The following is a 25,906-nucleotide window of genomic DNA, read 5'->3' as shown; positions in this document are numbered from 1 at the left end:
TCGATACTTAATATATAATAATGTTTTTCTATTTCAATCAAAATGAGATTGTGCTATTGTCAATTAAAATGATAATTCTGATTTTATTGAAAGAGAGGCTTACAATCAGTGGAGAAAATTGTAACTTTCAAAAATGTATCTTGGCGCAGAAGCGGGCAAGAAATTTTAAGTAATTTAAATTGGGAAATAGATTCAAATGAACATTGGGCAATACTAGGTTTGAATGGATCCGGAAAGACGTCTCTGCTCAATATTGTAACCGGCTATCAATTTCCGACAGCAGGAGAAGTAGCTGTCCTTGGAAATATATTTGGAAAAACGAATTTACCAGAGCTTCGAAGAGAAATTGGGTTCGTCAGCAGCTCATTGGATCGGTTTACAAATAGCTTGAATCATGAAACGGTCGAAGAAATTGTTTTAAGCGGAAAGTTTGCATCAATCGGTTTGTATGAAGAGGTTTCAACTGAAGATGTCGAAAAGGCGGAGTCATTATTGAGCAGTCTTCGCCTCGATTATTTGAAAGGGAAACACTTCCGTCTTTTATCACAAGGTGAAAAGAGAAGAGTCATCATCGCCAGGGCACTAATGAGCAACCCTAGAATTTTAATATTAGACGAGCCGTGTACTGGGCTAGATGTTCTTTCTCGAGAGGAAGTCCTTTTTCTAATGAAGGAAATTGTTAAAAATAATTGCCATTTAGTCTATGTTACACATCATATAGAAGAGCTAGTAGAAGAGATTACACACGCTTTACTCCTCCGTGATGGAAAAATTATCGCAGCTGGGCCAAAAAGGGAAGTTTTGACGGATGAATTATTAACGGATGCCTTTAAAACTCCTGTAAGTGTTCGTTGGGAAGAAAATAGGCCATGGCTCGCTGTGAAAAAGGAGAGCATTGCGAAACTAACAATTAAATCATGAGGTGATTCGTATGTGCGGCCGTTTCACATTAACAGCTTCTTTTGAACAAATTATTGACCGGTTTGATATCGAACAATTTATCGAAGAAGATTTACTTTCTCCGAATTACAATGTGGCTCCCTCACAATCTGTTTTATCGGTCATCAACGATGGCAGCAAAAACAGATTAGGGTTTCTAAGATGGGGGCTAATCCCTTCTTGGGCTAAAGACGAGAAAATTGGCTACAAACTGATTAATGCAAGGGCAGAGACGTTAAACGAAAAACCTAGCTTCCGGCAGGCTTATCGAAGCAGACGCTGTTTAGTTATTGCTGACAGCTTTTATGAATGGAAGAGGCATGATGATAAAACGAAGATCCCGATGCGAATTAAACTGAAGTCAGATCAACTATTTGCGATGGCTGGTTTATGGGAACAATGGAAATCTCCACAAGGGAAATCAGTATTCACCTGTTCTGTAATTACGACAGCACCTAATGAACTCGTAAAAGACATTCATGATCGTATGCCTGCCATTTTAAAGCCGGAAGATGAAAAAACTTGGCTCGACCGAACAATAACTGATACATCTAAATTAGATCATTTACTCAAACCTCTTAAGCCAGACTTGATGGAGACGTACGAGGTTTCCTCGCTCGTTAATTCGCCAAAGAATAATTCAGTGGATTTGATTCAGAGAATATGTTAGGAAGTTTTTGATAATCCGGTTATATCCCATAAACCAGTTTTAAAGGACATGAAATGGATGAAAACATCCGGTTATGTCCGATAATCTACTTTTAAAGGACATGAAATGGATGAAAACATCCGGTTATGTCCGATAATCTACTTTTAAAGGACATGAAATGGGTGAAAACGTCCGGTTATGTCCTATAAACCAGTTTTAAAGGACATGAAATGGGTGAAAACGTCCGGTTATGTCCTATAAACCAGTTTTAAAGGACATGAAATGGGTGAAAACGTCCAGTTATGTCCTATAAACCAGTTTTAAAGGACATGAAAAAGGTGAAAATGTCCAGTTATGTCCTATAAACCAGTTTTAAAGAGATATGGAATAAGTGAAAACGTCCGTTGTGTATTTGTTTATTGTAATTCTAAATGTTTTTTTAATTCACCTTGAACACGCTGCTTTTCCTCATCAGGAACAATGAAGTAGTATATACTGTTCATTATTGCATTGCTTCCCTCGATGGATATTTGTTCAACTTGTCTGGTAACTGCACGATAATTTCTTTGAATCTCAACCATCTCTTCCAATTCTAGATTTGTTTTTATATTTTTGCCTAATGTGCTAAAAATCTCTTTATATTTGATGAGTGAGGAGAGGCTTGCTCCTTCTTTAAGAATAGCGAGTATGATTTGTCGTTGTCTAACTTGGCGGCCAAAGTCTCCTCTTGGGTCCTCATACCTCATGCGGGAAAATGATAATGCATCTTCTCCATTTAAAGTCAATTCCCCTTTTGGGAAATGTTTCTCATTAGAGGTAAAGTCTAAGTCATTATGGACGGTTACCCCTCCTAATGAATCAATAATCTTTATAAAACCTTCCATATTTATTTGAATATAAAAATCAATCGGCATATCTAAAAAGTTCTCCACTGTCGCTATGGCCATTTCTGCTCCGCCAAATGCAAAGGCATGATTAATTTTGTCATCTGTACCACGACCGATGATCTCCGTTCTAGTATCTCGCGGGATACTAAGCATCTTAACAGAATTTAATCTTGGGTTCACTGTTAGTACGATCATTGAGTCTGAACGGCCGCGGTCACCTTCAGCTTCATCGACACCAAGCAGTAAGACAGAGAAAGGTTCTTGTTTTGTTAATGTGATTTCTTCGTTCCTCTTTTCTGATATTTCTCGTTGAATCGGCTGATGCATTGTTTCGACAGCGTCTGTGATAGATTTATATATTAAGTACCCGTATATTGCTGTCCCCGTTAAAATGAATAGAATAGTTATTCCCGTTATATATAGCCATGTTTTTCTTTTGCCGAATCTCATTTTCATCCTCCATAAATTCGACTTCTTTTTTATATTTATTCATTTATAAGAGGAATAATGTTAGGTAAGGAATAAGGCAAGCGAATTTTAATAAAAAGTTCCGATTAACTTATCAAATAGCGCATTCATTCACAGTGAAAACCGCAAACGACTCTAAAATGTTTGAATTTAGTGGGGGGTAATTATGTGAAAATAATGACAATTGGTAAATTAAGGAGTAAACTTATGTTTATATATTAAACTGATTAGAGCTTATTTTATTTAGATATAGTATTTTGAGGAGCTGAAGAAATGGCGGAATGGAAAAATGGCATTGCTAAATTGGTTATCCCTACTCCTTTTGCGGTTGGGGATGTGAATATATATGTGATGAAGGGAGAGCGGTTGACACTTGTCGATGTTGGACCTAAAACGGAAGATGCTTGGGAGGCATTAACCGCGCAATTGAAAGATTTACATCTATCTCCTGAAGATATTGAACAGGTTATCCTTACTCATCATCATCCCGATCATGCTGGACTTTTGGACTTTTTCCCATCTAGCTTAGATGTATTTGGCCATCGTAATAATGAAAGATGGGTAATGCGAACGGATGCTTTTTTAAAGGCGCACGATGAATTTTATTATGATCTATTACCTAAGTGCGGAATTCCAGATCAATATCTCTCTTTTATTAGTTCGTTAAAAAAGTCTTTGCGTTTTTCCTGCAGCCGTTCTCTTACAGGTGTATTGGAAGAAGGGGACACTCCGCCCGGCCTTGATGACTGGAAGGTTATTGAAACGCCTGGGCATGCTCAAAGTCATATTGGTTTGTTCCGAGAGAAGGATGGGGTTTTTATCGGAGGGGATCATTTACTGGCACATATTTCTCCCAATCCTCTAATGGAACCGCCCCTTCCTGGAGAAACACAGCGGCCTAAACCACAGCTGCAATATAATGAATCATTAAAGAAGCTAATGCAATTTCCAATCCAGCTTGTCTACTCAGGGCATGGTGAGGATATTTATAATCCTAATGAATTAATTGAGAAAAGACTGGCTCGCCAGCATGAACGCGCGATATTTATAAAAAAATGGCTTGAGCAGGAGCCGTTAACTGTTTTTGAAATTTGCAAACGGCTATTTCCTGCCGTATATGAAAAGGAGTTTGGCTTAACGATTTCAGAAACGATCGCCCAGCTTGACTATTTGGATGCGCTGGGGGAAATTAGTATTAAAAAAGCGGGAAAGGCATTTTATTTTTCTGCTTAGCTGAGGTGAGATATGTCGGATCGATTGAAGAATAAAACGATTATTATTACAGGAGCCTCAGGCGGAATCGGTGCATCAATGGCTTTACTTTGCGCGGAAAGAGGGGCTAACCTTGTTTTGCTTGCCCGAAGTTACGAGAAGCTTCTTGAGATGAAAACGGATTTAGAAAGCCGCTTTCATGTAAAGGTTGATATACATAAGCTGGATGTTTCCAACACTGACGAGGTGCAGGCTGTTTTTTCAAAGATTTTGGAGCAGCTTGACCATGTTGATGTACTTGTTAACAATGCAGGCTACGGGGTTTTTCGCGAGGCTCATGAGGCAAAAATCGATGATATTAAAGGGATGTTTGCTGTCAACGTTGTTGGCTTAATGGCTTGCACAAGTATGGTTTTGCCTATTATGCGACAGCAGGGAAGCGGTCATATTATCAATATTGCCTCCCAGGCTGGAAAAATCGCCACTCCGAAATCAAGCGTTTATTCAGCAACGAAGCATGCCGTTCTCGGCTATACAAATAGTCTTCGAATGGAGCTTATCAACCATAGCGTTTTTGTAACGGCCGTTAACCCCGGACCGATTGAAACGAATTTTTTTACCATTGCCGATGAAAAAGGAACCTACGTTAATAATGTAAAAAGATTCATGCTAAAGCCAGAGTATGTGGCAAAAAAGGTTGTCAATGCGATGCTGACCCCGATAAGAGAAATTAATTTGCCCGGATGGATGAATGCGGGCAGTATTGTATATACTCTTTTTCCGCGCTTGTTTGAACGGCTGGGCAAAAGGATGTTTAATCAAAAGTGAATGCAATTCATAACGAAAGCAGACGTTTATAATTTTTAATACGTCTGTTTTTTATTGCTTTTAAAAATAGGGAGAATCCGTTATATATCCATAAACAACATCAACTATAATATCATGTAAATCGCTCTCAACTTCCTCTTTTTTTATGGCATTTATTTTGTCATACATTTCTGCAAATTCCACGCTGTTAATCGAAATTGACTCATTATATTGCTTCAAGCAGCTCTGTATCATTTTGAAAATAAAGGTTCGATCCATCTTACTAATGCCTCCTCTTGTCGATTATAAGCCTTTTAGGCAGATAGACATACTGGAAAAGCCCCCTTATTTAAGAAATTAGTCGTAAAATTTCCATTGAAAACGAACGTATATTCGCTTAATATAATGGGTATATATATTATAAGAACATTTGTTCTTGTTTTTCGTTCCCTAAGGGTTCAACACATCTGCAGCTAGGAGGAAATAAGGCCAATGATTGATTACAGCACGATGCCCAAAAATCAAATTATGTGTGTCGATATGAAGAGCTTTTATGCAAGCTGTTCCGCTGTTATGGAAGGGCTTGATCCTCTTGAATGCTATCTTGTTGTGGCTGGAAAAAAGGAGCGGAAGGGAAGTGTGGTCCTAGCGGCATCGCCAAAGATGAAAAAGGAGTTTGGCATTAAGACGGGAAACAGGCTTTATGAAGTTCCAAATGATCCGCGCATTATTGTAGCGGAACCAAAAATGGCCACTTATTTGAGGATAGCGACTGAAATTACTCGTGTTTTTAATCGGTATGTCCCGAAAGAGGCGATTCACACATACAGTGTGGATGAAAGTTTTATTAAAGTGGATGGGGCTGTGCATCTTTGGGGAGATGCTTTTACGATTGCCCGTAAAATACGGAATGATATTGAACTTGAATTTCAGCTGCCATGTGCCATTGGGATTGGGCCTAATATGCTGCTGGCAAAGCTTTGTCTCGATCTGGAAGCGAAGCATAATGGAATTGCTGAGTGGACGTATGAGGATGTCCAAACGAAATTATGGCCAGTTTCTCCTTTAAGGGAAATGTGGGGAATCGGGCGCCGTGTGGAAAAAACGCTGAATGGAATGGGGATTTTCACAGTTGGCCAGCTTGCTCACTATGGTTTAGAAAAGCTGGAGAAGAAATTCGGCATTATGGGAAACCAGCTCTACCATCATGCCTGGGGGATTGATCTATCTGAGATTGGAGCACCAATTATAGAGGGGCAAATTAGTTTTGGAAAAAGCCAAATTCTGCTTAGGGATTATAAAGAAGAGCATGAAATTAAGTCTGTCATTCTTGAAATGTGTGAGGAAGTAGCAAGAAGGGCGCGCACTCACCGAAAGGCGGGCAGGACGATCAGCTTTGGGATCGGCTACAGCCAGGATGAATTTGGAGGCGGATTTTACCGGTCGAAAACGATTGAAGAGCCAACAAATGTGACGATGGATATTTATCGTGTGTGCACACAGCTTTTTCATAAATTTTATGAGGGAAAAACAGTTCGGCAAATTTCTATGTCTATCGGCAATCTTGTTGATGATAATGAAATGCAGCTAACTCTTTTTGATACGAATGGATGGAAGAAGAGGGAGCTTGGCTACACAGTCGACTATATCAGATCAAAGTTTGGTGCAGGTGCTCTTTTACGAGCAGTGTCCTATACAAATGCGGGAACAGCTAGGCACCGTGCCACATTAGTAGGAGGCCATAAAATGTAGCGCAAAGGGGGGAGTTCAATGATTCGAGACCGTGGCAGAATAAAATGGACATCTATGATGCTCCCGGAACATGTGAAATTATTGAGAGATTGGACAAAGGAAGATACGTACGACCAAAAACGGGAAATAGACGAGCAAAAGCTTGAAAGCATGAACGAAATCATTTCTGAGGCAATGGAATTTGGAAAAATCGTTGCCGTTACTCATTATCGCTACAAAAATTATGAGCTTGTAATGGGAAATATTCATTTTTGGGATGAAATGAATCAGAAGCTGCATGTTGTGGATCGCTTTGAGGAAGTGCATCGGATTAGCATTTCGGATATAGCTGATGTACGGGTTGCTGATTAAAATAATAATTTTAGCAATAAAAACGCTTGAATGCTGAAGTGACCCCAATTGTAGACACAACTGACAATTGGGGGGCAGTTCAATGCCCAAGCGTTTTTCAGTGTTAAGTAAAGGATAAAACAAATCTAAAGAACCCCATAAGAGCCCCGTAATTTCTTCCAATAATAACCCTCTTTTTTATTTCTATTGTTATATGTTGCTATTCTCCACCCCTTTTAATGGGAGATGTTTTCTAGATATCCATTGCAGCCATTGAATACCTAAGACTGATAAGAGTCCCGCTAAAGTACAAATAACCCAATTTACATGTGGCATGTGCTCATACATCCACCCGCCACCACCTTGGCTCAAGCTGCCTCCGATTGCCATGGCAAGCAGGGAAAAACCAAAATAGCTGGCAGAAAATTGTGAGGGGGCAATTTTCGAAGTATATTCGTATGAAGTTGGCTCCACTAACATAATCCCAACAGCATATGCACAGAAACCACCCCAAAAGATTAGGAAGCTATCAGACATCCCAATTAGTAACATCCCTATTGCCATGATACCCATTCCTGCTTTAATGACCGATAATCGGGAAAACTTTTTTGTCCATTTTTGCAAAGGATATTGAAGAAAAACGACAATCATCCCATAGACGATAAACAGGCTCGACACGAATGTTGAACTGTTAAACACCTTGGCAGCATGCAGAGGAATAGTCAGATATAATTGCATAAACATAAACCAAAACCCAATCATGCTAATTGTAAAATAAATAAACAGCCGGTCAGATTTAACTTTTTGCCAAGAGACCTTAAAGGACTGCTTCGGCACATTTACATTTTCTTTAGGCAAAATCAAAAAAGTGATCAGCCCACTGAAAACAAAAATCCCGCCGCAAACTAAGGAAGAATAGAAAAAGTCAAGCTGCAGCAGTATTCCGCCTAAAATCCCTGCGCAAATAATCCCCGAATGGCGAACGATTTTATCTAGAGCAAAAATATCCCCTCGTTTAGAAGGGTGACTAAAAATGGACATAGCAGCTTTACTTGTTGGCTCGAATAAGGAACCGCCTATTCCAGCGATAATAGCAGCAGCAATTAATTCCATCGCACTTGTGCAAAATGAAAATAGCAAAAAGCCTGCTCCGCGTAAAATCATCCCTGTACTAATCAATATTCGATAATCAAACCGATCCCCGAGCATCCCTGATAAAAAGGAAGTGCCTTGCTGTGTCAACTGGCGAATCATAAGAACGACTCCTGCAATACCGGCAGAAAGAGCTAAATTCCCAGTAATATAGGCAGATAAAAACGGAATAAATGCAAAAAAACTGACATTCATAAGAAATGAGTTTACTAGTAATAAACGTATCGCTCTCATCAAGCTCTCACCTTTCATCCAAAACGAATCTATTAAAAGTGTATCAGCACAATTGTTATTTGTATAACGAATAATTATAATAGCATTAATCAAAAAAACTAATTGTAAGGATGAATAAAGTGGAAATTCAACAGCTTCGTGCGTTCTTGTCTGTAGCTCAGACGAAAAATTTTACAAAATCTGCGGAATTACTGTTTATGTCCCAATCAACCGTTACAATGCGTATTAAAGCGTTAGAACAAACACTTGGGAAACAATTATTTGAGCGGGATAATCGGCAAGTTCTTCTTACCGCCGCAGGTAAAGAGTTGCTGGACTATGCAAAGAGAATCATTGAGCTTGTTGATGAAGGATCAAGAAAAGTAAGTATAGAAGAAACATTTGAAAACTCATTAGTCGTAGGAAGCTTGCATTCGTTATGGGATTATCTGCTGTTTCCAATAATGAAAGAGTTTCAAGCAAAGCACCCAAGAACAGCACTTCGGTTCATTACGGGGCATTCATGGGATATTGTTCAGCATGTGCTCGATGGAGTCGTTGATTTTGGGGTCGTCCTTATTCCACCTACTCATTCAGACATCGAGGTCCTTCCATTTAAGAAAGAAGAAATTAAGCTAGTTGCAAATGCAGATAACAATTTTACGGAAGAAATCGATTTGGCTAATTTAAGTAAATTGCCTTATATTCATATGGATTGGGGACCTAGTTATAACCATTGGTTTGAAGAAAGCGCTGGCAAGGAAACGCATTCTTTAATGGTCGACCATGCTTCCCTGTATGTTCAATATTTACGAAGCGGCCACTTTCTGGGATTATTGCCATCCGTTATAGCGGATACATTCATACAGAGAGAGGAACTGGTGTCACTTTCCTTTCGTTCGAAAACGAAACCGCCAATTATTCAAAGCTATATTATTTATTCAAAACGCAAATTAGACTCGATTCAACGATTGCTTGAACATATGCTGCAAGCCTGATTCCAAACATCATTGATAAATTTCTAATATAGATGTTTGTGCAGTTGATTAAGTAAGAAACTTGATGAATGTAATGGAAATGATTAAAGATCCTTCAGGAGAAGCACCTTAAGAAAGAAGGAGGTGTTTTTTTCATGCCAAGAGGAAAAGAACTCGAACAGCTTCCGATGGCTAATGTCGCTCCTGGTGCGGGGGATGACAGCAGTCGGATGGACCGGGAAATCCTGCAAGGGATAACGGAAGAAGAAGAGGTAGCACCAGCAAAAGTTGGGACGGAAATGAAAAAACGGGGGTAATATCCCCGTTTCCAAAAAAAGATTGATTAAATTATGCTTCTTCGGATTTCGGTGCACGAACAACAGACTCAAAATTTCCCTTATGAGATCCATCGCAAAATGGTGCTTTAGCTGATCTGCCGCAGCGGCAAAGCGAGAAAGTTTGTTTTGTTTCAAACTTATTTCCTTCCGCATCAATTAATTCAATATCACCTGTAATTCGGTATGAGCCATTGTTATTTACTTTAATTGTAACTTTTGACATTAAAATCCACCCCTTCACAAAATTGACACATTTATTTTCTATGTTAAAAGGTTAAGTGGCAAAAAGCAAATAAAGTGCTTTATGACACTATTTACCAGATAAAACTGCAGTGGAAAGTAGTTAAGAGAACTCTAAAACGCCCTTCACCAGGAAGACTCCCTACTGAAGGTAATCAAGAGGAGGGTGCTTCGCCAGAATATGCTACAATAATAGAGAAAAAGCGAGGTAAGGGGATAAGAAAATGGACATTGCAATAACCGAGGCAGCAGCAAGAAAAATAAAAGAAAGAATAGCTGGAAAAAACGGCTATTTAAAGCTTAAATATGATACGGATGGCTGTGGATGTGTTGTTAGCGGGGTAACCGCTCTCTGGCTAGTGAATGAATTAGACAGCGATGACCGGGAAATTAAAACAGATATTGGCAGTATTTACACAGAAAAATCAAAAGAAGTTTTTCTTGATGAGAATTTAAAAATAGATTTCTCCGAAAAAGCAAACTGCTTTCAATTGAAAACGCCTAATGAATACCTAAATCCGCGAATGAGTTTTTTTGATAAGACAGCTGGAAGATGAAGAACAAGGCTTGGTGGTCACCAGATCCGTTATTTGTGTGAAAATGGGTTAATTCCATATGTATGCGGACCTAGGTTCCGTTATTTTGTAAAAAGCAGTGATTTCCTTGTGCTTTTCCGTAAATAGCGCACCCAGTGTCCACTTAGCCCTTAAATTAGGGCCATTTAATGAAAATAACGGATTTTATGTCCGCATTAATTTCTTCCGACCTCTTAATAATTTTTTTACCCCTTTAAGGAATAATAAGAAAAAAATAAAGCGGGGAGTTTTATGAAAAAAGCTGTCTTATTATTCTTAAGTCTTCTTATCTTTTTTCCTTCAGCACAAGTATTGGCGGCTCAAAAAATACCGATATTAATTTACCACTCCATTGATGAGTACGATGGTCATGGCACTAAAGAGTTATATGTAACTCCAAAGAATTTTGAGAAGCAAATGATGTATTTACGGAATCAAGGCTACACATTATTGACGTTTGAGCGGTGGCAAGATATACACAAAGTGAACAAGCCCATTTTCATTACCTTTGATGATGGATACAAAAACAATTTAAATGTAATGGATATTTTTCAAAAGCTAAAAAGTGACCATTTTAAACCAACTGGAACCATTTTTGTTATATCTGACTTTATTGGCCGCGCCAACCGATTATCGCAATCAGACTTAAGAATAATGTCAGATTCACAACTGTTTTCAATTCAATCTCATACCGCCACCCATCCAGATTTAACGAAAATCACAAATTATGAATATGAACTGCAGAAGTCCAAGGATAAAATTCAAAAAATAACAGGAAAACCGGTTATTGCTTTATCTTACCCCTATGGAAATTTCAATAGCAAGGTCATAGCAGAGACAAAAAAGTATTATATGTTCGGACTTACAACGACTCCCGAACTATTTTCTGAAAAGGGTATAAAAGATGAATTGTATTATTTACCGAGAATTTATATTAAGTATTCAACAAGTCTTGAGGAATTCGCAAAGATAGTTGGAGAATGAAGAGGGGCTGTCCCAAAAGTTAACGAGCTGACTTTCCGGACAGTCCTTTTTGTGTAAAAAATATTAGTTATTTTTACCCAAATATGTAAAAGTGAGTATGTTTCATTATCTTTTCACATTAAATGATAAGGACGCAAAAGAACGGAGGGGGAAGATAAAGTGAAACTTAAATGGATCACTTCTCTTTTGTTTGTGGTCCTGCTATTTTCGGCTTGTTCGGGTGCAACGATGGACCAGGTCATAGAAGAGGATATCCCATTTAATGTGATAGAAGTTATTCATAAGGAAAAGGTCAAGGATGGAGTTGTTCTCCTGTATGTAACGAAACAGAAGAGCGGTAGAGAACCGATTGATGCCGTAACGGTAGCATTTTTAAAAGGAAATGACCGAGATGGCTGGGGAAACGCGGGGCATAATCATTGGGAGCATGAGGAAAACGACTGGATGACTGTTTATAAGGATGTTTTTTACGAATATAATCATAGGGGCAATTTGGAAAATCGCCTTCCAGTCATTTATGGAAAGGTTGTACGTGAGGATATTCAATCAGTGGTCGTATACGGGGAAAATGGAAAGCTTGAAAATGCTCCTATTTTTGAAAAAGAGGGCGGACGATACTATTTAAAATTAGGAGATTATGAGATGGCGAGAGGAATAGTGAAAAACAACAGTAAATAGGTTAATGTTCAAATAAAAAAGGCCTAAGGAAATCAGGCCTTCTCGGTGAAAACAAAATCATTCAAAAACTCGTCAATCGCTTTTTCGTAGTCCTCCCGATTTTCATTCAATGATTGAGCATGAATGCCATTTGGAGCGATGTAAAGCTTTTTGGGTCCTTTTTTCCGTTCATATAAATCCTTGGTCATATAAGGCAGAATAAAGTCATCTTTTTCGCTGTGAATAAATAACACGGGCTTTTGAATGCTGCTAATCACTGAGATGGGAGAAACGTGTTTAATGGCATATTTTTGCCGCAATCGTAAAAACAGATCGGCAATGGGCAGGATGACTGGGGCAGGAAGTTTCATGTCTGATTTTAATCGGTGCGCTAGCAGTTCTTTAAAATCGGAAAATGGACAATCGGCAATATAAAAATCCGCTCCATCCTCTAAACTGCCTGCATATAACAGCATCGTTGCCGCCCCCATCGATTCACCGTGAATACCAAGCAAAATATCAGATCCTTTTTCCTTACGGAGCCAATCAACAATCGCCTTTAAATCAAATTTTTCATAATGACCGAAGCTAGTCGTTTTTCCCCCGGATTCTCCATGTCTGCGGTGATCGTAAATAACCGTGTTAAATCCGCGCTCCAAAAAAAGATTCATATATTTAATGGAATTTATTTTATTTTCTGTTACTCCATGTGAAATGATGACGAAGCGTTTATTTGGAAAGGGTTCTGCAATCACGGTTTTAAGAGGATAGCCAAAGGGAGAAGGGATGAGCACTTCTGTTTTTGGCAGGCTTTCATATTCGATTGGATTGAGACGCCCAGCTTCTTTTTCCCGATCAATAATAAACTGATCTTCCTTTTTCTTCATGTACATAAGGCGATTTGTAAAATAAATCCCAATAGATGATAAAAAGAGAATGAAGGATAGGAAGTAACGAATATAACGAAGAAGTCTTTTCAATTTCATCCTCCTCGCAGCCTTTTTCTTTATTTTACCATTTTATTGGCGTTTAAAACATTCACAGTTATTTTATATGTAAAAAAACCGCTCAAGGAGCGGCGGCTTATTGTTTAGAATTCTGACGTTTTGTAGGATGAATCGCTTTTTCTAGTTCCTCTGCTGCAATTGTAGGGTTAACACTATCGCTGTTTGGCTTTCCTTTTTGGCTATAGCCTTTGTCACGCTTTTGAGTCATTCTTTCATCCCCCTTCTGAGTGTTGTTAAGTACACCTAATAAGATGGATAAAGTAGGGCTAGTTTATGCATTAGATAATTTTTGCCAAGAAATTAAAGGATTTTAGCACTATTTAATAGAAGTATAATTCATGAGATGGACGAGAAAGGATGATTAGAATGTCAAAAACAGAAGTAGTCATTGTCAGCGCAGTGCGTACAGCAATAGGGAGCTTTAATGGCAGTTTAAAGGATGTATCAGCTCCTGAATTAGGTGCGATTGCGATTAAAGGAGCACTTGAAAAGGCCGGAATTAAGCCTGAGCAGGTTGATGAGGTAATTCTGGGAAATGTACTGCAGGCAGGGCTTGGACAGAATCCTGCAAGACAAGCAGCACTTAAAGCGGGCCTTCCTGAAAGCGTTTCCGCAATGACGATTAATAAAGTTTGCGGATCTGGATTGAAGGCTGTTCATCTGGCAGCACAAGCAATTTTGGCAGGAGATGCTGACGTTGTGATTGCTGGTGGAATAGAGAACATGAGCCAGGCACCTTACATATTAAAAAATGCACGGAATGGGTTTAAAATGGGCAACCAGCAGCTGTTAGATACAATGGTTTCTGACGGACTGACGTGTGCTTTTAATGATTATCATATGGGAATCACTGCAGAAAACCTTTGTGATAAATACGGACTTAGCAGGGAAGAGCAGGATGAGTTTGCTGCCGCAAGCCAAGTAAAGGCTGTAAAGGCTATTGAAGAAGGCAAATTTAAAGATGAAATCGTTCCTGTTGAGATTCCGCAAAGAAAGGGAGATCCGATCGTGTTTGATACGGATGAATACCCGAAAAAAGGAACAACTGCTGAAAAATTAGCTGCCCTAAGACCGGCATTTAAGAAAGACGGCAGTGTTACAGCAGGAAATGCTTCGGGCATCAATGATGGTGCTGCAGTTCTAATCGTTATGAGCAGGGAAAAGGCCGATGAGCTTGGGATCCAGCCCCTCGTCACAATTAAAGGAAATGCAAGTGCAGGAGTAGACCCGAGTATTATGGGCATAGGGCCAGTAAATGCTGTTAAAAAGGCACTTGAGAAAGCAGCAGTTTCAATGGAGGAGTTAGAGTTAATTGAAGCAAATGAGGCATTTGCAGCACAATCACTAGCTGTAGACAGAGAGCTTCAGTTTAATAAAGATATTCTGAATGTGAATGGAGGGGCCATTGCATTAGGACATCCAATTGGTGCAAGCGGTGCTAGAATTCTAGTGACGTTAATTCATGAGATGAAAAAGCGTCAGGCCAAAAAGGGTCTTGCAACTTTATGTATCGGCGGGGGACAGGGTGTTGCAACCGTAGTTGAATTAGTTTAATAGTGGGGGAGAAAGCCTAAAATATACGTTCTCGAATGAGAGGGGAGAATGACATGAAAACGATTTGTACTTCCTTTAATGAAGCAGTGAAGGATATTCATGATGGCGCTGTTTTAATGGTTGGCGGTTTTGGACTTTGTGGAATCCCGGAAAATTTGATTCTTGCATTAGTTGAGAAGGGTGTTAAAGATTTAACGGTTATTTCGAATAACTGTGGCGTAGACGAATGGGGTCTTGGGCTCCTTTTAAAAAATAAACAGATTAAGAAAATGATAGGCTCCTATGTAGGGGAAAATAAAGAGTTCGAAAGACAGGTGCTGGCCGGTGAAATTGAGGTTGAACTTCTGCCGCAAGGAACACTGGCAGAAAAAATTCGTGCTGGCGGTGCTGGCATACCGGCTTTTTATACGCCAGCAGGTGTAGGAACCCCAATTGCAGAGGGGAAGGAAACAAAGGTTTTTAATGGAAAAGAATATTTGCTTGAAGAAGCACTTGTCGCTGACTTCAGTCTAGTAAGAGCTTGGAAGGCTGATAAGATGGGCAATCTTGTTTATCACAAAACAGCCAGAAACTTTAACCCGATGATTGCCGCTGCGGGAAAAGTAACAATAGCAGAGGTAGAAAATCTATATGAAATCGGTGAGCTAGATCCAAATCATATTCATACCCCTAGCATTTATGTGCAAATGCTAATCCAAGGGAATCAGGAAAAACGCATTGAAAGACTGACATTGTCGAAATAATTGTTGGGAAGGAGAATTTGCCATGAGTAACGATAAAGCTGGAGTTCGTGAAAAAATTGCGCGGCGAGCTGAAAAGGAAATTGAAAATGGCTTCTATGTGAATCTAGGAATTGGAATGCCAACCCTCGTTGCTAACTATATATCAAGTAATAAGCAAGTGGTACTTCAATCTGAGAATGGTCTGCTTGGCATTGGACCTTACCCTACTCAAGAGGAAGTCGACCCTGATTTAATTAATGCTGGAAAAGAAACAGTGACAGCCATTCCGGGTGCTGCTTATTTTGATAGTGCTGAATCCTTTGCCATGATCCGTGGAGGTCATGTTAATATTGCCATTCTTGGAGGAATGGAAGTCTCTGAAAATGGGGATCTTGCAAACTGGATGATTCCAGGCAAAATGATTAAAGGAATGGGGGGAGCGATGGACCTCGTTCACGGTGCAGGGAAAATTATTGTTATCATGGATCATACGAATAAAAACGGGGAGTCGAAAATCCTCAAAGAATGTACACTCCCATTAACAGGCAAAGCAGTTGTCAATCGGATTATTACGGAGAGAGCAGTCATTGATGTAACAGATTCGGGACTAAGGCTTGTGGAAGTGGCTAGGGGCTTTACGATTGAGGAGGTTGTCCAATCAACGGAAGCTTCTTTACAGGTAGACGATCATGTCCTAACAGACGCTTATTAAATTTGATGGGCACAGTTATCAATGGCTGTGCTTTTCCTAATTAAAGGAGAGATTCAATGACATTTCGATTTAAAGGAATTGATCATATTCAATTAGCTGCACCAAAAGGCTGTGAGGAGCAGGCAAGATTGTTTTTCGGAGAAATCCTTGGTCTAGAAGAAATACCAAAGCCAGAAAATCTCCAAAAGCGAGGAGGATGCTGGTTTTTATGCGGAACCCAGGAAATACATATAGGGGTGCAAGAAGACTTTCTTCCGGCAAAAAAAGCACATCCAGGCTTAATTGTGGAGAACTTAGAGGGCCTGCGTAATAAATTAGAAATTAAAGGATGCAAAATTAAAGAAGAGCCGCCAATTGAGGGAAGAAGTCGCTTTTTTGTCGATGATCCATTCGGCAATAGAATTGAATTTCTGGAGTTTTTAAATAAGTAATTATGATATAATTGGTGGCAAAATTAATTTTATGAGGGGATTTCTATGAAAAAGAAAAAGCAGCATTCCCAGCCTAAAAAGGATGATAAACCAATTACACTTGGAGATATGCTAAACCAAGAATTAATGGCAAAATTAAAAGACACGAAGCAGGAATTAAAAGCAGCAGAAGATAAGCAAAAGGAAGAGGAAGAGCAAAGAAAAAGGGAAGAAAGAAGATTGCGGGAAAAGAACAAGAGCTTTGAAGAATTGCTGAGTGAAAGCAATCTTAACTGGAAGGAATATAAATAGGGTGTAAAAAATCGCTTAAGTTTAAGCGATTTTTTATGCTCTATTATTATCTATGCTGCTCATACAAGCTCATCTTCGTGATTGCTTTTATAATAGAAATCTCTCCTTCCGATAACGGCTCTGCTTCAACAGCTTTAGCATTCTCTTTAACTTGTTTAACACTGCTAGCTCCCGCGATAACAGACGAAACAGCAGAATGAGCCAAATTATATTGCAAGGAAATCTCTGTCATGGAACGGGCATCAAAAAGTTTTTCCCGCAAGAGAGGAATCGTTTTCTGTAGTTCTTCCAGCTGATAGTCTAGATAGCCTTTTTTCGTTGCTTTTTCTAGCATTTTTTCACTTAAAATCCCTTTTGCCAGTGGTCCGCGAGTAACAGCTCCAATGCCATTTTTCTCAAGAAGCGGAAGCACCTCCTCTTCCGGCCGGCGATCTAATAAGCTGTATTGGACCATAACAGAAACCAGATTCGAATTATTCACATATTCACGAATGACATTAGGACGAATAGAAGATATTCCGTAAAAGCGGATTAAACCTTCTTTTTTTAACTCCTCGAATGCTTCAATCGTTTCATCAATTGGATCATCTATCGTCCCGCCATGAAGCTGGTATAAATCAATGTAATCCGTTCCTAATCTGCTTAAGCTTGCTTTGACAGCTTCCTTTATATAGTTTTTAGAAGGGTCCCAGCTCCAGCTATCTTTGCTGTCATTCAAGCGGTTTCCTGCCTTCGTAGCAATGATGACCTTATCCCTTACATGGTGTAGAGCCTGACCAACAATTTGCTCGTTTGTTCCAAAATCATATAAATCAGCCGTGTCGAAGTAATTAATCCCCGCCTCTAATGCTGCTTCTATAATTTCTTGTGCTTTTGTCGCATCCGTGCCAAGGGACATACACCCAAGTCCGAGCTCACTTACATACAAATCCGATGTGCCCAACTGTCTTTTTTTCATAAAAACAACCTCAATTTCACATTTTCTTTTTATTTTAACGAAAGAAATTGGTGGATCACAAATAAATTGTACTTTTTCGTATTTAAATTAAGTAACGATTAGGTTAAATCTAGGGTTTCGCAAATAAACCTATCACTTTCGCAAATAAATCCGGTACTATCGCAAATAAATCTTCAACTATCGCAAACAAACCTTGAACTATCGCAAACAAACTTCAGCTACCTTCAAGAAAAAGTCTTTTTTAGTTCAATCCACTCCTTAATCAAGCGATAATCCTTGCTGTATTCCTTTAGCTTCTCTCGAATTTCCCATGCTTTTCCGACTAAGATGACGCCCTTCTCGTGAACATATATTTTCATATCATACTCCCCCAATTAAAGTATGATAATATGTATGAGTAAACTTAATCGGAATAGAACAGGAGTGGCTGGAATCATGAGTCGCCTAGAAGAAAAGACGGTCAATATTGAAAAAATATTTACGGGAAAAGTGATAAGTCTGCAAGTAGAAGATGTCGAGCTGCCAAACGGAAAAATGTCCAAACGAGAAGTGATTAAGCATCCTGGGGCAGTAGCTGTTCTAGCTATTACAGACGATGAAAAAATTGTGATGGTGGAGCAATACCGCAAAGCATTGGAAAAGACAATTGTTGAAATTCCCGCTGGTAAACTAGAAGCAGGAGAAGATCCAGAAGTTTGTGCAAAAAGAGAGCTTGAGGAAGAAACGGGTTATGACTGCAAGGAACTGGAGTGGCTGATTTCCTTCTATACATCTCCTGGATTTGCTGATGAGATCATTCATTTATACATTGCGAAAGGCTTGGAAAAGAAGGAAAATGCAGCATCACCAGATGAGGATGAATTTGTCAATTTACTTGAGCTGACACTTGAAGAGGCAGAGCAATACATAAAAAAACAAAAAATATATGATGCCAAAACTGCATATGCTATTCAATATTTGCAACTTCAAAAGGTGTTGAAAAAGTAAATGAAGGATTATTATTCAGATTTGCATATTCATATCGGTCGCACGATGACAGGGAAGCCGGTTAAAATAACGGGGGCAAAATCGCTTACATTTACAAATATTATTGAACATGCGCGAAATGAAAAAGGGTTAAACATGATTGGAATTATTGATTGCCATTCCCCCGAGGTTATTCTAGAAATTGCCCAGCTCATGGAAACAGGAGACGTGACCGAGCATCAGGAGGGCGGTTTACAATATGGAGATTTAACCATTATCCCAGGATCTGAACTGGAAATTTACGATGAGAACTGCCAAGGACCTATTCATGTACTTTGTTATTTTCCAACATTAACAATAATGAAGGAATTTTCGTACTGGCTTTCGAACCACTTGAAAAATATCACCTTAAGTTCACAAAGAATTTATGCTTCAGGCCGTGGGCTTCAGACAAAGGTAAAAGAATTAGGCGGATTATTTATCCCAGCCCACGTGTTTACCCCTTTCAAAAGCCTTTATGGAAAAGGGGTTCACAGGTCGTTAGAAGAAGTATTTGACAAAGATCAAATTGATGCCATTGAACTTGGATTAAGTGCTGATACAGCAATGGCAGATCAAATTAAGGAGCTCCACAATTATTCATTTTTGACGAATTCTGATGCTCATTCCTTAAAGAAAATTGCAAGGGAGTATCATGTCCTTCAAATGGCTGAACCTTCTTTTCTAGAATTGGAGAGGGCGTTAAAAGGAGAGGATGGGCGCAGAATTAAGGCAAACTACGGACTTGATCCGCTTCTTGGGAAATATCATCAAACAGTATGTTCCCAGTGCTTTGCCCCATTCGATCCGATTATTAATGAATGTGAAAATTGCGGAAGCATAAAGTATATTAAAGGGGTCGCTGACAGAATAACAGAATTAAAAACATCTAACGAGCTGCCGGACAATCGCCCGCCTTATGTACATCAAGTGCCGCTGGAATTTATTCCAGGACTCGGTCCGAAAATGCTGCAAAAACTATTGGATCACTTCGGAACAGAAATGGCCATCCTTCATGAAGTACCATTGGAAAAATTAAGTGAAATCATTCCAGCAAAAACCGCCGATCTCATCGTAAAGGCAAGAGAAGGAAAGCTGAGCCTTTCAGCAGGGGGCGGGGGGAAGTATGGGAAAATTTCCGATTAATATAAGCTGAAACAAGAAAAAAGACTGGTTGTTTACAGTCTTTTTTCTCATCATTATTAACAGAATATATTATTCACTCTTCTTCCTCACCTTAGCAAACACACAAGTATCTCTTAGTTCTTTCCCATTGGCGCTTAGATCATCATTCACTAAAATGCCTTCTAATTGGAATCCTAATTTTTCAGGGATTTTTCTGCTGCTGATATTTTTCGTGTCACAGCGAATTTCAATCCGGTTTGCTTCCAAATGGTTAAAAGTAAAATCAACTAAACCGCTAACTGCCTCCGTTATATACCCATTTTTCTGATAGCGCGAGTCACACCAATAGCCAATTTCAAATTTCCGCACTGCCCAATCCATTCGATGCAGGCCTGTGGAACCAACGAACACGTCATCTTCTTTTCTAAAAATATGAATTCGAATATCTTCCCTCAATAAAAATTGAGAATAGGATTTACGGATATTTATTTCGACATCATCAACTGATTGTTCCTTATTGGCAAAAGGAAGCCATTGCTTTAAATCCTCAATAGAAGCTTGGATGGATTCATGAACGGTTTTGCCATCCCCAGGCATACAAATTCGCATATAAAGTCTCTCCGTTTCAATTCTATCCGGAAATTCAATTAATACTGGATTCATCACTAAATCCCCTCCCGCATTTGAAAAGTCAATTTTGATTATTATAATGTAAAATTCTAAAAATTCAACTGCATTTTTTTCTCCTCTAAATTTGTCATACAGCAAAAGGACAAGCATACAATTAAATAACAGAATTGTTGCGGGAGGAAGAGCAATGAGAAAAAATATGTACCAGAACGTCATCGCAAACCATTTTCGTGAGCATTCCTCAATTTATTTGTTTGTGATTGTTTTGTTTTTAATGGGTGTGATTTTCGGAGCTATCGTTGTCAACAGTTTAAGCTTAACGCAAAAAGAAGACTTGTTTTTTTATTTATCCCAATTTTTCAGCCAAGTTTCTAATGATGAAGTGGCAACATCGAAGGACCTTTTCAAACAAAGCCTCTTTCATAACATGAAATTTATTGGATTAATGTGTATTTTAGGTATCTCCATTATCGGTCTCCCGATCATCCTCATTCTTTTATTTATGAAAGGGATGGTTGTCGGATTCACAGTTGGATTTTTAGTTAATCAAATGGAATGGAATGGTTTTTTATTATCCTTTGTTTCTGTTTTGCCGCAAAATTTAATCATCATTCCGATATTTATCATCTCGGCAACGCTAGCCGTTTCTTTTTCATTAAAAATGATTAGCAGACAATTTATGAAAAAACTTGGGCCGCCGGTTATGCCTTTGTTTGGAAAGTATATGATCTCATTTGCTTTTGCCATCGTGTTTTTATGCTTAGCTGCTGGCATTGAGGCCTTTTTATCCCCTGTTTTAATGAAATCTGTGATAAATTCATTATAATAACAGAACTATTTTAAGTAATTATTATTTAATAATGATTATCTATGCTTATTTGTAATAATTTTATTTTGAATCTCCGCGCGTTTCTGCTATAATGAGAATGTGTAAGTGGGCGAGGAGGACTTCGGAATGGAAAGCAGAATTGATAGAATAAAGAAGCAGTTGCATTCGTCTAGCTATAAATTGACGCCTCAGCGTGAAGCAACCGTTCGCGTATTATTAGAGCATGAAGAGGATCATTTAAGCGCGGAAGATGTCTACCTCCTAGTTAAAGAAAAATCGCCTGAGATAGGCTTAGCAACTGTATATAGAACTCTCGAATTGCTAACGGAACTTAAAATTGTCGATAAAATCAACTTCGGTGATGGTGTATCCCGCTATGACCTTCGCCAAGAAGGAGCAGCACATTTCCATCATCATTTAGTTTGTATTGAATGCGGGGCAGTGGATGAAATTCAGGAAGACTTACTTGAAGAGGTAGAAGAAGTGGTTGAACGCAGATGGAACTTTAAAATTAAAGATCATCGCCTTACTTTCCATGGAATTTGCCATCGCTGTCATGATAATAACAATGATAATAATGAAGAAAGTGAATAACGATTAGCTTGGGTAGTTAGTAAGAATTGTAAACACATGCTAATCAGCAGACCAAATCGCATACTGATTTGGTCTTTTTAGCTTTGTTTTGTACACTAAAAAGCATGTGAAATAACAATGAGACTCTTATCTATCTGAGCTTTGCGGACACAAGTTACCTTATCTGTAACAAAAGGGGCTAATTCCATATGCTTGGGGACATAGCTTCCTCTATATTCCAGAAAAGCAGTGATTTTCTTCTGTTTATTCGTGAATAGCGTACTCAGTGTCCGCCATGCTCTTAAATTAGGTTATTTAATGAAAATAGCGGATGCAATGTCCGCATAATTTTTCCACAAACGTATTTAATAAAAAGTCAGTTTAGAAATTCGCTAGGTTAGGTATATTTCTTGTCCAAGATGGCATAACCTTTAGTAATAAGGTTTTGTGGGGGAAAGTAAAATGGTATCTTGGCTAAAAATCGCATTTCAGACAATAAAGGTATTCGTGCTTTTCACAGGATGCACAATCCTTTTTTATTATGGTATTATGTGGTTAAATGAAGAATATCAGGATTATCACCGGTACGATGAGCCCAAGGGAGCGGCTGTGAAGGTTTCAGCAAGTGCAAACAATAGTGAATCTTCAAACTGGCTGGACCGGTTAATCCTTTTCTATTTAAATGGGGAGTAGAGTCATAATGGAGGACGAGCTTAAAGATTTTATTCATTATTTAATCGTTGAAAAAGGTCTCGCAAGAAATACGATTGTTTCTTATGAAAGAGATCTGAAAAGCTATACGAAATACTTAAAGAATGTTGAAAAGCTGATCTCCTTAAATGAAGTTCAGCGCACTCAAATCATTCATTTCCTGGGGTTATTAAAGGAGCAGGGGAAATCTTCGAAAACAATGGCAAGGCATGTTGCCTCAATTAGAGCGTTTCATCAATTTCTTCTTCGTGAAAAAGCTGCTGATCACGATCCCTCTGTCCATATAGAGTCGCCGCAGCATGAGCGATCACTGCCAAAGGTGCTTAACATGCAAGAGGTTGAAATTTTACTAGATTCACCTAAATCTTGTGATCACTTTGGAATTCGTGACAAGGCCATGCTTGAGCTCCTTTATGCAACCGGAATTCGGGTAAGTGAATTAATTGGGTTAAATATGGGCGATGTTCATATTACGATGGGATTTGTGCGCTGTGTTGGAAAAGGAAATAAAGAGCGAATCATTCCAATTGGAAAAACAGCAGCAACCGCACTAAATCAATATTTACAAGAAGGAAGAAAACATTTTATTTCAAAAAAGGTTCAGGAGGATGCTTTTTTTGTAAATCATCATGGCAAAAGATTAACAAGGCAGGGATTTTGGAAAATCCTAAAGCGTCTGGCAGCAGAGGCAGGAATCGAAAAGGATTTAACCCCACATACCTTAAGACATTCCTTCGCAACACATCTTCTTGAAAATGGCGCTGATTTACGTGCTGTCCAGGAAATGCTTGGACATGCGGACATTTCAACAACGCAAATTTATACACATGTGACGAAAACTAGATTAAAAGATGTATATAGTCAGTTTCATCCGCGGGCTTAGTATAAAGTGAAACTTCAATTAATGAGGTCTAACTGCAAGTTAATCTGCGATAAACCTATATGTCATAAAGCTGTCATATTAATTGGCAGCTTTTTCTTTTACTTTTTACTTCCCTTATGTAAAATATAGATGTCAGACTTCTGACGTATGAGAAGAAAAATTGTGTTAAACACAAATAGAAAGGGCAACCTTTAAATATATTAAAGAAACTTCGACTTTTGTTGAAATCGCATTCATGAAACTAGGAGGAATCAACATGTCATCATTTGCGTATAAAAGAATATTTGTCATCGTAATGGATTCTGTCGGCATTGGGGAGGCACCAGATGCAGAAATATTTGGGGATATCGGTTCAGATACACTCGGTCATATTGCAGAAAAAATGGGCGGACTGAGGATGCCGAATATGGCAAAGCTTGGTCTTAGTAATATCCGTGAAATTAAAGGCATTGAAAAAGCGGAAAAGCCACTTGCCTACTATACTAAAATGCAGGAAGCATCTAACGGTAAAGACACAATGACAGGTCATTGGGAAATAATGGGTCTGAATATTAAAACACCATTTCAAGTGTTCCCGGACGGTTTTCCAGATGAGTTAATTTCCGAACTGGAATCGCGCACTGGCAGAAAAGTTATTGGCAATAAACCTGCAAGCGGAACGGAAATTATTGTAGAGCTTGGGGAAGAGCATATGAAAACAGGGGCTCTTATTGTATATACATCAGCTGACTCAGTTCTCCAAATTGCGGCCCATGAAGAAATTATTCCGATTGAAGAGCAATATCGGATTTGTAAAATTGCCCGCGAGTTAACTTTAGATGAAAAATATATGGTTGGCCGCGTGATTGCCAGACCCTTCATCGGTAAGCCAGGCAATTTCCAAAGAACTTCAAATCGTCACGATTATGCACTAAAGCCATTTGAACGGACAGTGATGTCTGAGCTAAAGGATGCAGGATTGGATGTTATAGCAATAGGAAAAATTTCAGATATTTTTGACGGAGAAGGGGTAACAGAATCTCTGCGCACGGTTTCAAACATGGACGGTATGGATAAATTATTACAATCATTCGATATGGACTTTACAGGTTTAAGCTTCCTTAATCTTGTTGATTTTGATGCACTTTATGGACACCGGCGTGATCCAATAGGCTATGGCAAAGCGCTTGAAGAATATGACGAGCGGCTTCCTGAAGTATTTGCTAAGATGCAGGAACATGACTTACTTATCATTACTGCAGATCATGGAAACGACCCAGTCCATCACGGAACAGATCATACGAGAGAATTCGTACCGCTCTTAGTTTACGCAAAAAATATGGAAGAAGGTAAAGAGCTTCCAATTAGAAAAACCTTTGCGGATATTGGTGCTACGGTTGCAGAAAATTTTCAAGTTAAAATGCCTGCATATGGAAAGAGCTTCTTAACGGAATTTAAATAGGGGGAAAACGAAATGGATTATCAAAAAATTCAACAGGCTGCCCAATTTTTAAAAGAAAAATATAACCTGCAGCCAGTTATTGGACTTATACTCGGTTCAGGTTTAGGTGTATTAGGGGAAGAAGTAGAAGACGCCTTAAAAATTCCATACAATGAAATTCCTAATTTCCCTGTTTCAACGGTAGAGGGGCATGCGGGGAATTTAGTCTTTGGTCTTCTTAATGGAGTTCCAGTTGCAGTTATGCAGGGACGGTTTCACTATTATGAAGGATATAGCTTTGATAAGGTTACATTTCCTATTAGAGTAATGAAGGAGCTTGGAATTAATCAATTAATCGTGACAAATGCTGCTGGAGGTGTAAATGAAACATTTACTCCAGGAGATTTAATGCTTATTTCCGATCATATTAATAATATGGGGAGTAACCCATTAATCGGTCCAAATGATTCCCGAATGGGTGTCCGTTTTCCTGATATGTCAGAAGCATACTCAAAGGAGCTGCGAAAGCTTGCAAGAAATATAGCAGAAAAATTAAACCTGCCCATTCAAGAAGGTGTGTATGCAGGAAATACAGGGCCGACCTATGAAACTCCTGCTGAAGTCCGCATGCTTCGTACAATGGGCGCGGATGCTGTAGGAATGTCAACCGTTCCTGAAGTAATTGTGGCAAGACATGCGGGAATGAAGGTACTCGGAATATCATGTATTTCGAATATGGCTGCAGGAATCCTAGATCAGCCGCTTAATCATGAAGAGGTCATTGAGACAACTGAAAAGGTGAAAGCTCATTTTCTGCAGTATGTAAAAGCCATAGTTGCAGAAATAGGTGCAAGCAATTATTAACAAGATTAGAA

General features: G+C 38.9%; 33 protein-coding genes. 24 read left to right on the top strand and 9 right to left on the bottom strand.

The features are described 5' to 3' along the window. Nucleotides 1-108 precede the first annotated feature (108 nt). Together RRV45_RS14555 and RRV45_RS14550 are read left to right on the top strand one after the other, a co-directional pair. The gene (locus RRV45_RS14555) at nt 109-921 is read left to right on the top strand and encodes an ABC transporter ATP-binding protein (RefSeq protein ID WP_315665413.1); all 813 of its coding nucleotides are present in this window, start codon (nt 109-111) and stop codon (nt 919-921) included. A 10-nt stretch (nt 922-931) separates the two neighbouring features. After that, nucleotides 932-1,609 carry an SOS response-associated peptidase gene (locus tag RRV45_RS14550; RefSeq protein ID WP_315665412.1) on the top strand — a complete coding sequence of 226 codons (678 nt, stop codon included), beginning with the start codon at nt 932-934 and terminating at the stop codon, nt 1,607-1,609. A gap of 395 nt (nt 1,610-2,004) precedes the next feature. Here RRV45_RS14550 and RRV45_RS14545 read toward each other — a convergent pair whose 3' ends face one another. After that, nucleotides 2,005-2,925, bottom strand: a complete 921-nt coding sequence (locus RRV45_RS14545) for an LCP family glycopolymer transferase (protein ID WP_410489295.1) — start codon at nt 2,923-2,925, stop codon at nt 2,005-2,007. Nucleotides 2,926-3,216: 291 nt separating this feature from the next. Here RRV45_RS14545 and RRV45_RS14540 point away from each other — a divergent pair, with 291 nt between their 5' ends. After that, nucleotides 3,217-4,176, top strand: coding sequence for an MBL fold metallo-hydrolase (locus RRV45_RS14540; RefSeq protein ID WP_315665410.1), 960 nt, complete (start codon nt 3,217-3,219; stop codon nt 4,174-4,176). A gap of 12 nt (nt 4,177-4,188) precedes the next feature. Further along, a complete protein-coding gene (locus RRV45_RS14535) occupies nt 4,189-4,983 on the top strand; it encodes an SDR family NAD(P)-dependent oxidoreductase (RefSeq protein WP_315665409.1) in 795 nt (264 codons plus the stop codon). Between the two features lie 60 nt (nt 4,984-5,043). On the opposite strand, the gene RRV45_RS14530 is transcribed toward RRV45_RS14535, so the two are convergent. Further along, nucleotides 5,044-5,241 (bottom strand): YqzH family protein, encoded by a 198-nt coding sequence (locus RRV45_RS14530; protein ID WP_315665408.1) that lies wholly within the window; start codon nt 5,239-5,241, stop codon nt 5,044-5,046. 213 nt (nt 5,242-5,454) lie between these two features. On the opposite strand from RRV45_RS14530, the gene RRV45_RS14525 reads away from it, so the two are divergent. Beyond that, nucleotides 5,455-6,714 (top strand): Y-family DNA polymerase, encoded by a 1,260-nt coding sequence (locus tag RRV45_RS14525; RefSeq protein ID WP_315665407.1) that lies wholly within the window; start codon nt 5,455-5,457, stop codon nt 6,712-6,714. An 18-nt stretch (nt 6,715-6,732) separates the two neighbouring features. Then, nucleotides 6,733-7,065, top strand: a complete 333-nt coding sequence (locus RRV45_RS14520; RefSeq protein ID WP_315665406.1) for a YolD-like family protein — start codon at nt 6,733-6,735, stop codon at nt 7,063-7,065. A 189-nt stretch (nt 7,066-7,254) separates the two neighbouring features. Here the strand turns inward: RRV45_RS14520 and RRV45_RS14515 are convergent, their stop codons facing one another. Beyond that, on the bottom strand, nt 7,255-8,430 hold the full coding sequence (locus RRV45_RS14515) for an MFS transporter (RefSeq protein WP_315665405.1): 1,176 nt from the start codon (nt 8,428-8,430) through the stop codon (nt 7,255-7,257). Between the two features lie 119 nt (nt 8,431-8,549). Between RRV45_RS14515 and RRV45_RS14510 the strand changes: the two genes are divergently transcribed. Then, nucleotides 8,550-9,407: a LysR family transcriptional regulator gene (locus RRV45_RS14510; RefSeq protein WP_315665403.1), complete on the top strand. Its 858-nt coding sequence runs from the start codon at nt 8,550-8,552 to the stop codon at nt 9,405-9,407. Nucleotides 9,408-9,541: 134 nt separating this feature from the next. Continuing rightward, on the top strand, nt 9,542-9,703 hold the full coding sequence (locus tag RRV45_RS14505) for a hypothetical protein (protein ID WP_315665402.1): 162 nt from the start codon (nt 9,542-9,544) through the stop codon (nt 9,701-9,703). A gap of 31 nt (nt 9,704-9,734) precedes the next feature. Here the strand turns inward: RRV45_RS14505 and RRV45_RS14500 are convergent, their stop codons facing one another. Next, entirely contained in the window at nt 9,735-9,947 is a 213-nt protein-coding gene (locus RRV45_RS14500) for a CDGSH iron-sulfur domain-containing protein (protein WP_315665401.1), read from the bottom strand. 241 nt (nt 9,948-10,188) lie between these two features. Here RRV45_RS14500 and RRV45_RS14495 point away from each other — a divergent pair, with 241 nt between their 5' ends. The 3 genes from RRV45_RS14495 to RRV45_RS14485 all read left to right on the top strand — a co-directional run bounded on the left by RRV45_RS14495 (nt 10,189) and on the right by RRV45_RS14485 (nt 12,201). Next, complete coding sequence (locus RRV45_RS14495) at nt 10,189-10,521, top strand: iron-sulfur cluster biosynthesis family protein (RefSeq protein ID WP_315665400.1); 333 nt, start codon at nt 10,189-10,191, stop codon at nt 10,519-10,521. 270 nt (nt 10,522-10,791) lie between these two features. Next, complete coding sequence (locus RRV45_RS14490; RefSeq protein WP_315665399.1) at nt 10,792-11,523, top strand: polysaccharide deacetylase family protein; 732 nt, start codon at nt 10,792-10,794, stop codon at nt 11,521-11,523. A 159-nt stretch (nt 11,524-11,682) separates the two neighbouring features. Then, the gene (locus RRV45_RS14485; RefSeq protein ID WP_315665398.1) at nt 11,683-12,201 is read left to right on the top strand and encodes a hypothetical protein; all 519 of its coding nucleotides are present in this window, start codon (nt 11,683-11,685) and stop codon (nt 12,199-12,201) included. A gap of 32 nt (nt 12,202-12,233) precedes the next feature. Here the strand turns inward: RRV45_RS14485 and RRV45_RS14480 are convergent, their stop codons facing one another. Further along, nucleotides 12,234-13,160, bottom strand: a complete 927-nt coding sequence (locus RRV45_RS14480; protein ID WP_315665397.1) for an alpha/beta hydrolase — start codon at nt 13,158-13,160, stop codon at nt 12,234-12,236. Nucleotides 13,161-13,263: 103 nt separating this feature from the next. Next, the gene (locus RRV45_RS14475; RefSeq protein WP_315665396.1) at nt 13,264-13,395 is read right to left on the bottom strand and encodes a hypothetical protein; all 132 of its coding nucleotides are present in this window, start codon (nt 13,393-13,395) and stop codon (nt 13,264-13,266) included. A gap of 158 nt (nt 13,396-13,553) precedes the next feature. Between RRV45_RS14475 and RRV45_RS14470 the strand changes: the two genes are divergently transcribed. The 5 genes from RRV45_RS14470 to RRV45_RS14450 are packed head-to-tail and all read left to right on the top strand — an operon-like array spanning nt 13,554 to nt 16,897. Next, nucleotides 13,554-14,741 carry an acetyl-CoA C-acetyltransferase gene (locus tag RRV45_RS14470; RefSeq protein ID WP_315665395.1) on the top strand — a complete coding sequence of 396 codons (1,188 nt, stop codon included), beginning with the start codon at nt 13,554-13,556 and terminating at the stop codon, nt 14,739-14,741. Between the two features lie 53 nt (nt 14,742-14,794). Continuing rightward, complete coding sequence (locus tag RRV45_RS14465; protein ID WP_315665394.1) at nt 14,795-15,484, top strand: CoA transferase subunit A; 690 nt, start codon at nt 14,795-14,797, stop codon at nt 15,482-15,484. A gap of 22 nt (nt 15,485-15,506) precedes the next feature. Continuing rightward, complete coding sequence (locus RRV45_RS14460; protein ID WP_315665393.1) at nt 15,507-16,175, top strand: CoA transferase subunit B; 669 nt, start codon at nt 15,507-15,509, stop codon at nt 16,173-16,175. A gap of 56 nt (nt 16,176-16,231) precedes the next feature. After that, the gene (locus RRV45_RS14455; protein ID WP_315665392.1) at nt 16,232-16,606 is read left to right on the top strand and encodes a VOC family protein; all 375 of its coding nucleotides are present in this window, start codon (nt 16,232-16,234) and stop codon (nt 16,604-16,606) included. 45 nt (nt 16,607-16,651) lie between these two features. Next, entirely contained in the window at nt 16,652-16,897 is a 246-nt protein-coding gene (locus RRV45_RS14450; RefSeq protein WP_315665391.1) for a YqkE family protein, read from the top strand. A gap of 46 nt (nt 16,898-16,943) precedes the next feature. Here RRV45_RS14450 and RRV45_RS14445 read toward each other — a convergent pair whose 3' ends face one another. Together RRV45_RS14445 and mciZ are read right to left on the bottom strand one after the other, a co-directional pair. Beyond that, nucleotides 16,944-17,855, bottom strand: coding sequence for an aldo/keto reductase (locus tag RRV45_RS14445; protein ID WP_315665390.1), 912 nt, complete (start codon nt 17,853-17,855; stop codon nt 16,944-16,946). A gap of 224 nt (nt 17,856-18,079) precedes the next feature. Then, nucleotides 18,080-18,214: a Z-ring formation inhibitor MciZ gene (gene mciZ / locus RRV45_RS14440; protein ID WP_315665389.1), complete on the bottom strand. Its 135-nt coding sequence runs from the start codon at nt 18,212-18,214 to the stop codon at nt 18,080-18,082. A gap of 76 nt (nt 18,215-18,290) precedes the next feature. On the opposite strand from mciZ, the gene RRV45_RS14435 reads away from it, so the two are divergent. Continuing rightward, nucleotides 18,291-18,842 (top strand): NUDIX hydrolase, encoded by a 552-nt coding sequence (locus tag RRV45_RS14435; protein WP_315665388.1) that lies wholly within the window; start codon nt 18,291-18,293, stop codon nt 18,840-18,842. Then, entirely contained in the window at nt 18,843-20,006 is a 1,164-nt protein-coding gene (locus RRV45_RS14430) for an endonuclease Q family protein (protein WP_315665387.1), read from the top strand. It abuts the gene before it with no gap. A gap of 69 nt (nt 20,007-20,075) precedes the next feature. Here the strand turns inward: RRV45_RS14430 and RRV45_RS14425 are convergent, their stop codons facing one another. Next, complete coding sequence (locus RRV45_RS14425) at nt 20,076-20,648, bottom strand: GNAT family N-acetyltransferase (RefSeq protein ID WP_315669042.1); 573 nt, start codon at nt 20,646-20,648, stop codon at nt 20,076-20,078. Nucleotides 20,649-20,802: 154 nt separating this feature from the next. Between RRV45_RS14425 and spoIIM the strand changes: the two genes are divergently transcribed. The 6 genes from spoIIM (at nt 20,803) to RRV45_RS14395 (ending at nt 25,895) form a co-directional block, all read left to right on the top strand. Next, nucleotides 20,803-21,441: a stage II sporulation protein M gene (gene spoIIM / locus RRV45_RS14420; RefSeq protein WP_315665386.1), complete on the top strand. Its 639-nt coding sequence runs from the start codon at nt 20,803-20,805 to the stop codon at nt 21,439-21,441. Nucleotides 21,442-21,570: 129 nt separating this feature from the next. Then, nucleotides 21,571-22,038, top strand: coding sequence for a ferric iron uptake transcriptional regulator (locus RRV45_RS14415; protein ID WP_315665385.1), 468 nt, complete (start codon nt 21,571-21,573; stop codon nt 22,036-22,038). Between the two features lie 441 nt (nt 22,039-22,479). Further along, a complete protein-coding gene (locus tag RRV45_RS14410) occupies nt 22,480-22,710 on the top strand; it encodes a YqzK family protein (protein ID WP_315665384.1) in 231 nt (76 codons plus the stop codon). A 7-nt stretch (nt 22,711-22,717) separates the two neighbouring features. Then, entirely contained in the window at nt 22,718-23,611 is an 894-nt protein-coding gene (gene xerD, locus RRV45_RS14405; RefSeq protein WP_315665383.1) for a site-specific tyrosine recombinase XerD, read from the top strand. A gap of 256 nt (nt 23,612-23,867) precedes the next feature. Then, nucleotides 23,868-25,052 carry a phosphopentomutase gene (deoB, locus tag RRV45_RS14400; RefSeq protein ID WP_315665382.1) on the top strand — a complete coding sequence of 395 codons (1,185 nt, stop codon included), beginning with the start codon at nt 23,868-23,870 and terminating at the stop codon, nt 25,050-25,052. A gap of 12 nt (nt 25,053-25,064) precedes the next feature. After that, nucleotides 25,065-25,895 (top strand): purine-nucleoside phosphorylase, encoded by an 831-nt coding sequence (locus tag RRV45_RS14395; RefSeq protein ID WP_315665381.1) that lies wholly within the window; start codon nt 25,065-25,067, stop codon nt 25,893-25,895. The last annotated feature ends 11 nt before the right edge of the window (nt 25,896-25,906 follow it).

It is taken from the genome of Bacillus sp. DTU_2020_1000418_1_SI_GHA_SEK_038 (assembly GCF_032341175.1).
In the GTDB taxonomy this organism is placed as follows: domain Bacteria; phylum Bacillota; class Bacilli; order Bacillales; family Cytobacillaceae; genus Cytobacillus.
Note: the sequence above shows the minus strand (reverse complement) of the source record. Positions and strands in the feature narration are given on the sequence as shown.

Excerpts from the sequence above, each read along its gene's own strand:
- RRV45_RS14550 (WP_315665412.1), top strand. The coding sequence starts at position 932 with ATGTGCGGCCGTTTCACATTAACAGCTTCTTTTGAACAAATTATTGAC.
- RRV45_RS14545 (WP_410489295.1), bottom strand. The coding sequence starts at position 2,925 with ATGAGATTCGGCAAAAGAAAAACATGGCTATATATAACGGGAATAACT.
- RRV45_RS14540 (WP_315665410.1), top strand. The coding sequence starts at position 3,217 with ATGGCGGAATGGAAAAATGGCATTGCTAAATTGGTTATCCCTACTCCT.
- RRV45_RS14535 (WP_315665409.1), top strand. The coding sequence starts at position 4,189 with ATGTCGGATCGATTGAAGAATAAAACGATTATTATTACAGGAGCCTCA.
- RRV45_RS14530 (WP_315665408.1), bottom strand. The coding sequence starts at position 5,241 with ATGGATCGAACCTTTATTTTCAAAATGATACAGAGCTGCTTGAAGCAA.
- RRV45_RS14525 (WP_315665407.1), top strand. The coding sequence starts at position 5,455 with ATGATTGATTACAGCACGATGCCCAAAAATCAAATTATGTGTGTCGAT.
- RRV45_RS14520 (WP_315665406.1), top strand. The coding sequence starts at position 6,733 with ATGATTCGAGACCGTGGCAGAATAAAATGGACATCTATGATGCTCCCG.
- RRV45_RS14515 (WP_315665405.1), bottom strand. The coding sequence starts at position 8,430 with ATGAGAGCGATACGTTTATTACTAGTAAACTCATTTCTTATGAATGTC.
- RRV45_RS14505 (WP_315665402.1), top strand. The coding sequence starts at position 9,542 with ATGCCAAGAGGAAAAGAACTCGAACAGCTTCCGATGGCTAATGTCGCT.
- RRV45_RS14500 (WP_315665401.1), bottom strand. The coding sequence starts at position 9,947 with ATGTCAAAAGTTACAATTAAAGTAAATAACAATGGCTCATACCGAATT.
- RRV45_RS14495 (WP_315665400.1), top strand. The coding sequence starts at position 10,189 with ATGGACATTGCAATAACCGAGGCAGCAGCAAGAAAAATAAAAGAAAGA.
- RRV45_RS14490 (WP_315665399.1), top strand. The coding sequence starts at position 10,792 with ATGAAAAAAGCTGTCTTATTATTCTTAAGTCTTCTTATCTTTTTTCCT.
- RRV45_RS14475 (WP_315665396.1), bottom strand. The coding sequence starts at position 13,395 with ATGACTCAAAAGCGTGACAAAGGCTATAGCCAAAAAGGAAAGCCAAAC.
- RRV45_RS14470 (WP_315665395.1), top strand. The coding sequence starts at position 13,554 with ATGTCAAAAACAGAAGTAGTCATTGTCAGCGCAGTGCGTACAGCAATA.
- RRV45_RS14465 (WP_315665394.1), top strand. The coding sequence starts at position 14,795 with ATGAAAACGATTTGTACTTCCTTTAATGAAGCAGTGAAGGATATTCAT.
- RRV45_RS14460 (WP_315665393.1), top strand. The coding sequence starts at position 15,507 with ATGAGTAACGATAAAGCTGGAGTTCGTGAAAAAATTGCGCGGCGAGCT.
- RRV45_RS14455 (WP_315665392.1), top strand. The coding sequence starts at position 16,232 with ATGACATTTCGATTTAAAGGAATTGATCATATTCAATTAGCTGCACCA.
- RRV45_RS14450 (WP_315665391.1), top strand. The coding sequence starts at position 16,652 with ATGAAAAAGAAAAAGCAGCATTCCCAGCCTAAAAAGGATGATAAACCA.
- RRV45_RS14445 (WP_315665390.1), bottom strand. The coding sequence starts at position 17,855 with ATGAAAAAAAGACAGTTGGGCACATCGGATTTGTATGTAAGTGAGCTC.
- mciZ (WP_315665389.1), bottom strand. The coding sequence starts at position 18,214 with ATGAAAATATATGTTCACGAGAAGGGCGTCATCTTAGTCGGAAAAGCA.
- RRV45_RS14435 (WP_315665388.1), top strand. The coding sequence starts at position 18,291 with ATGAGTCGCCTAGAAGAAAAGACGGTCAATATTGAAAAAATATTTACG.
- RRV45_RS14430 (WP_315665387.1), top strand. The coding sequence starts at position 18,843 with ATGAAGGATTATTATTCAGATTTGCATATTCATATCGGTCGCACGATG.
- RRV45_RS14425 (WP_315669042.1), bottom strand. The coding sequence starts at position 20,648 with ATGAATCCAGTATTAATTGAATTTCCGGATAGAATTGAAACGGAGAGA.
- spoIIM (WP_315665386.1), top strand. The coding sequence starts at position 20,803 with ATGAGAAAAAATATGTACCAGAACGTCATCGCAAACCATTTTCGTGAG.
- RRV45_RS14415 (WP_315665385.1), top strand. The coding sequence starts at position 21,571 with ATGGAAAGCAGAATTGATAGAATAAAGAAGCAGTTGCATTCGTCTAGC.
- RRV45_RS14410 (WP_315665384.1), top strand. The coding sequence starts at position 22,480 with ATGGTATCTTGGCTAAAAATCGCATTTCAGACAATAAAGGTATTCGTG.
- xerD (WP_315665383.1), top strand. The coding sequence starts at position 22,718 with ATGGAGGACGAGCTTAAAGATTTTATTCATTATTTAATCGTTGAAAAA.
- deoB (WP_315665382.1), top strand. The coding sequence starts at position 23,868 with ATGTCATCATTTGCGTATAAAAGAATATTTGTCATCGTAATGGATTCT.
- RRV45_RS14395 (WP_315665381.1), top strand. The coding sequence starts at position 25,065 with ATGGATTATCAAAAAATTCAACAGGCTGCCCAATTTTTAAAAGAAAAA.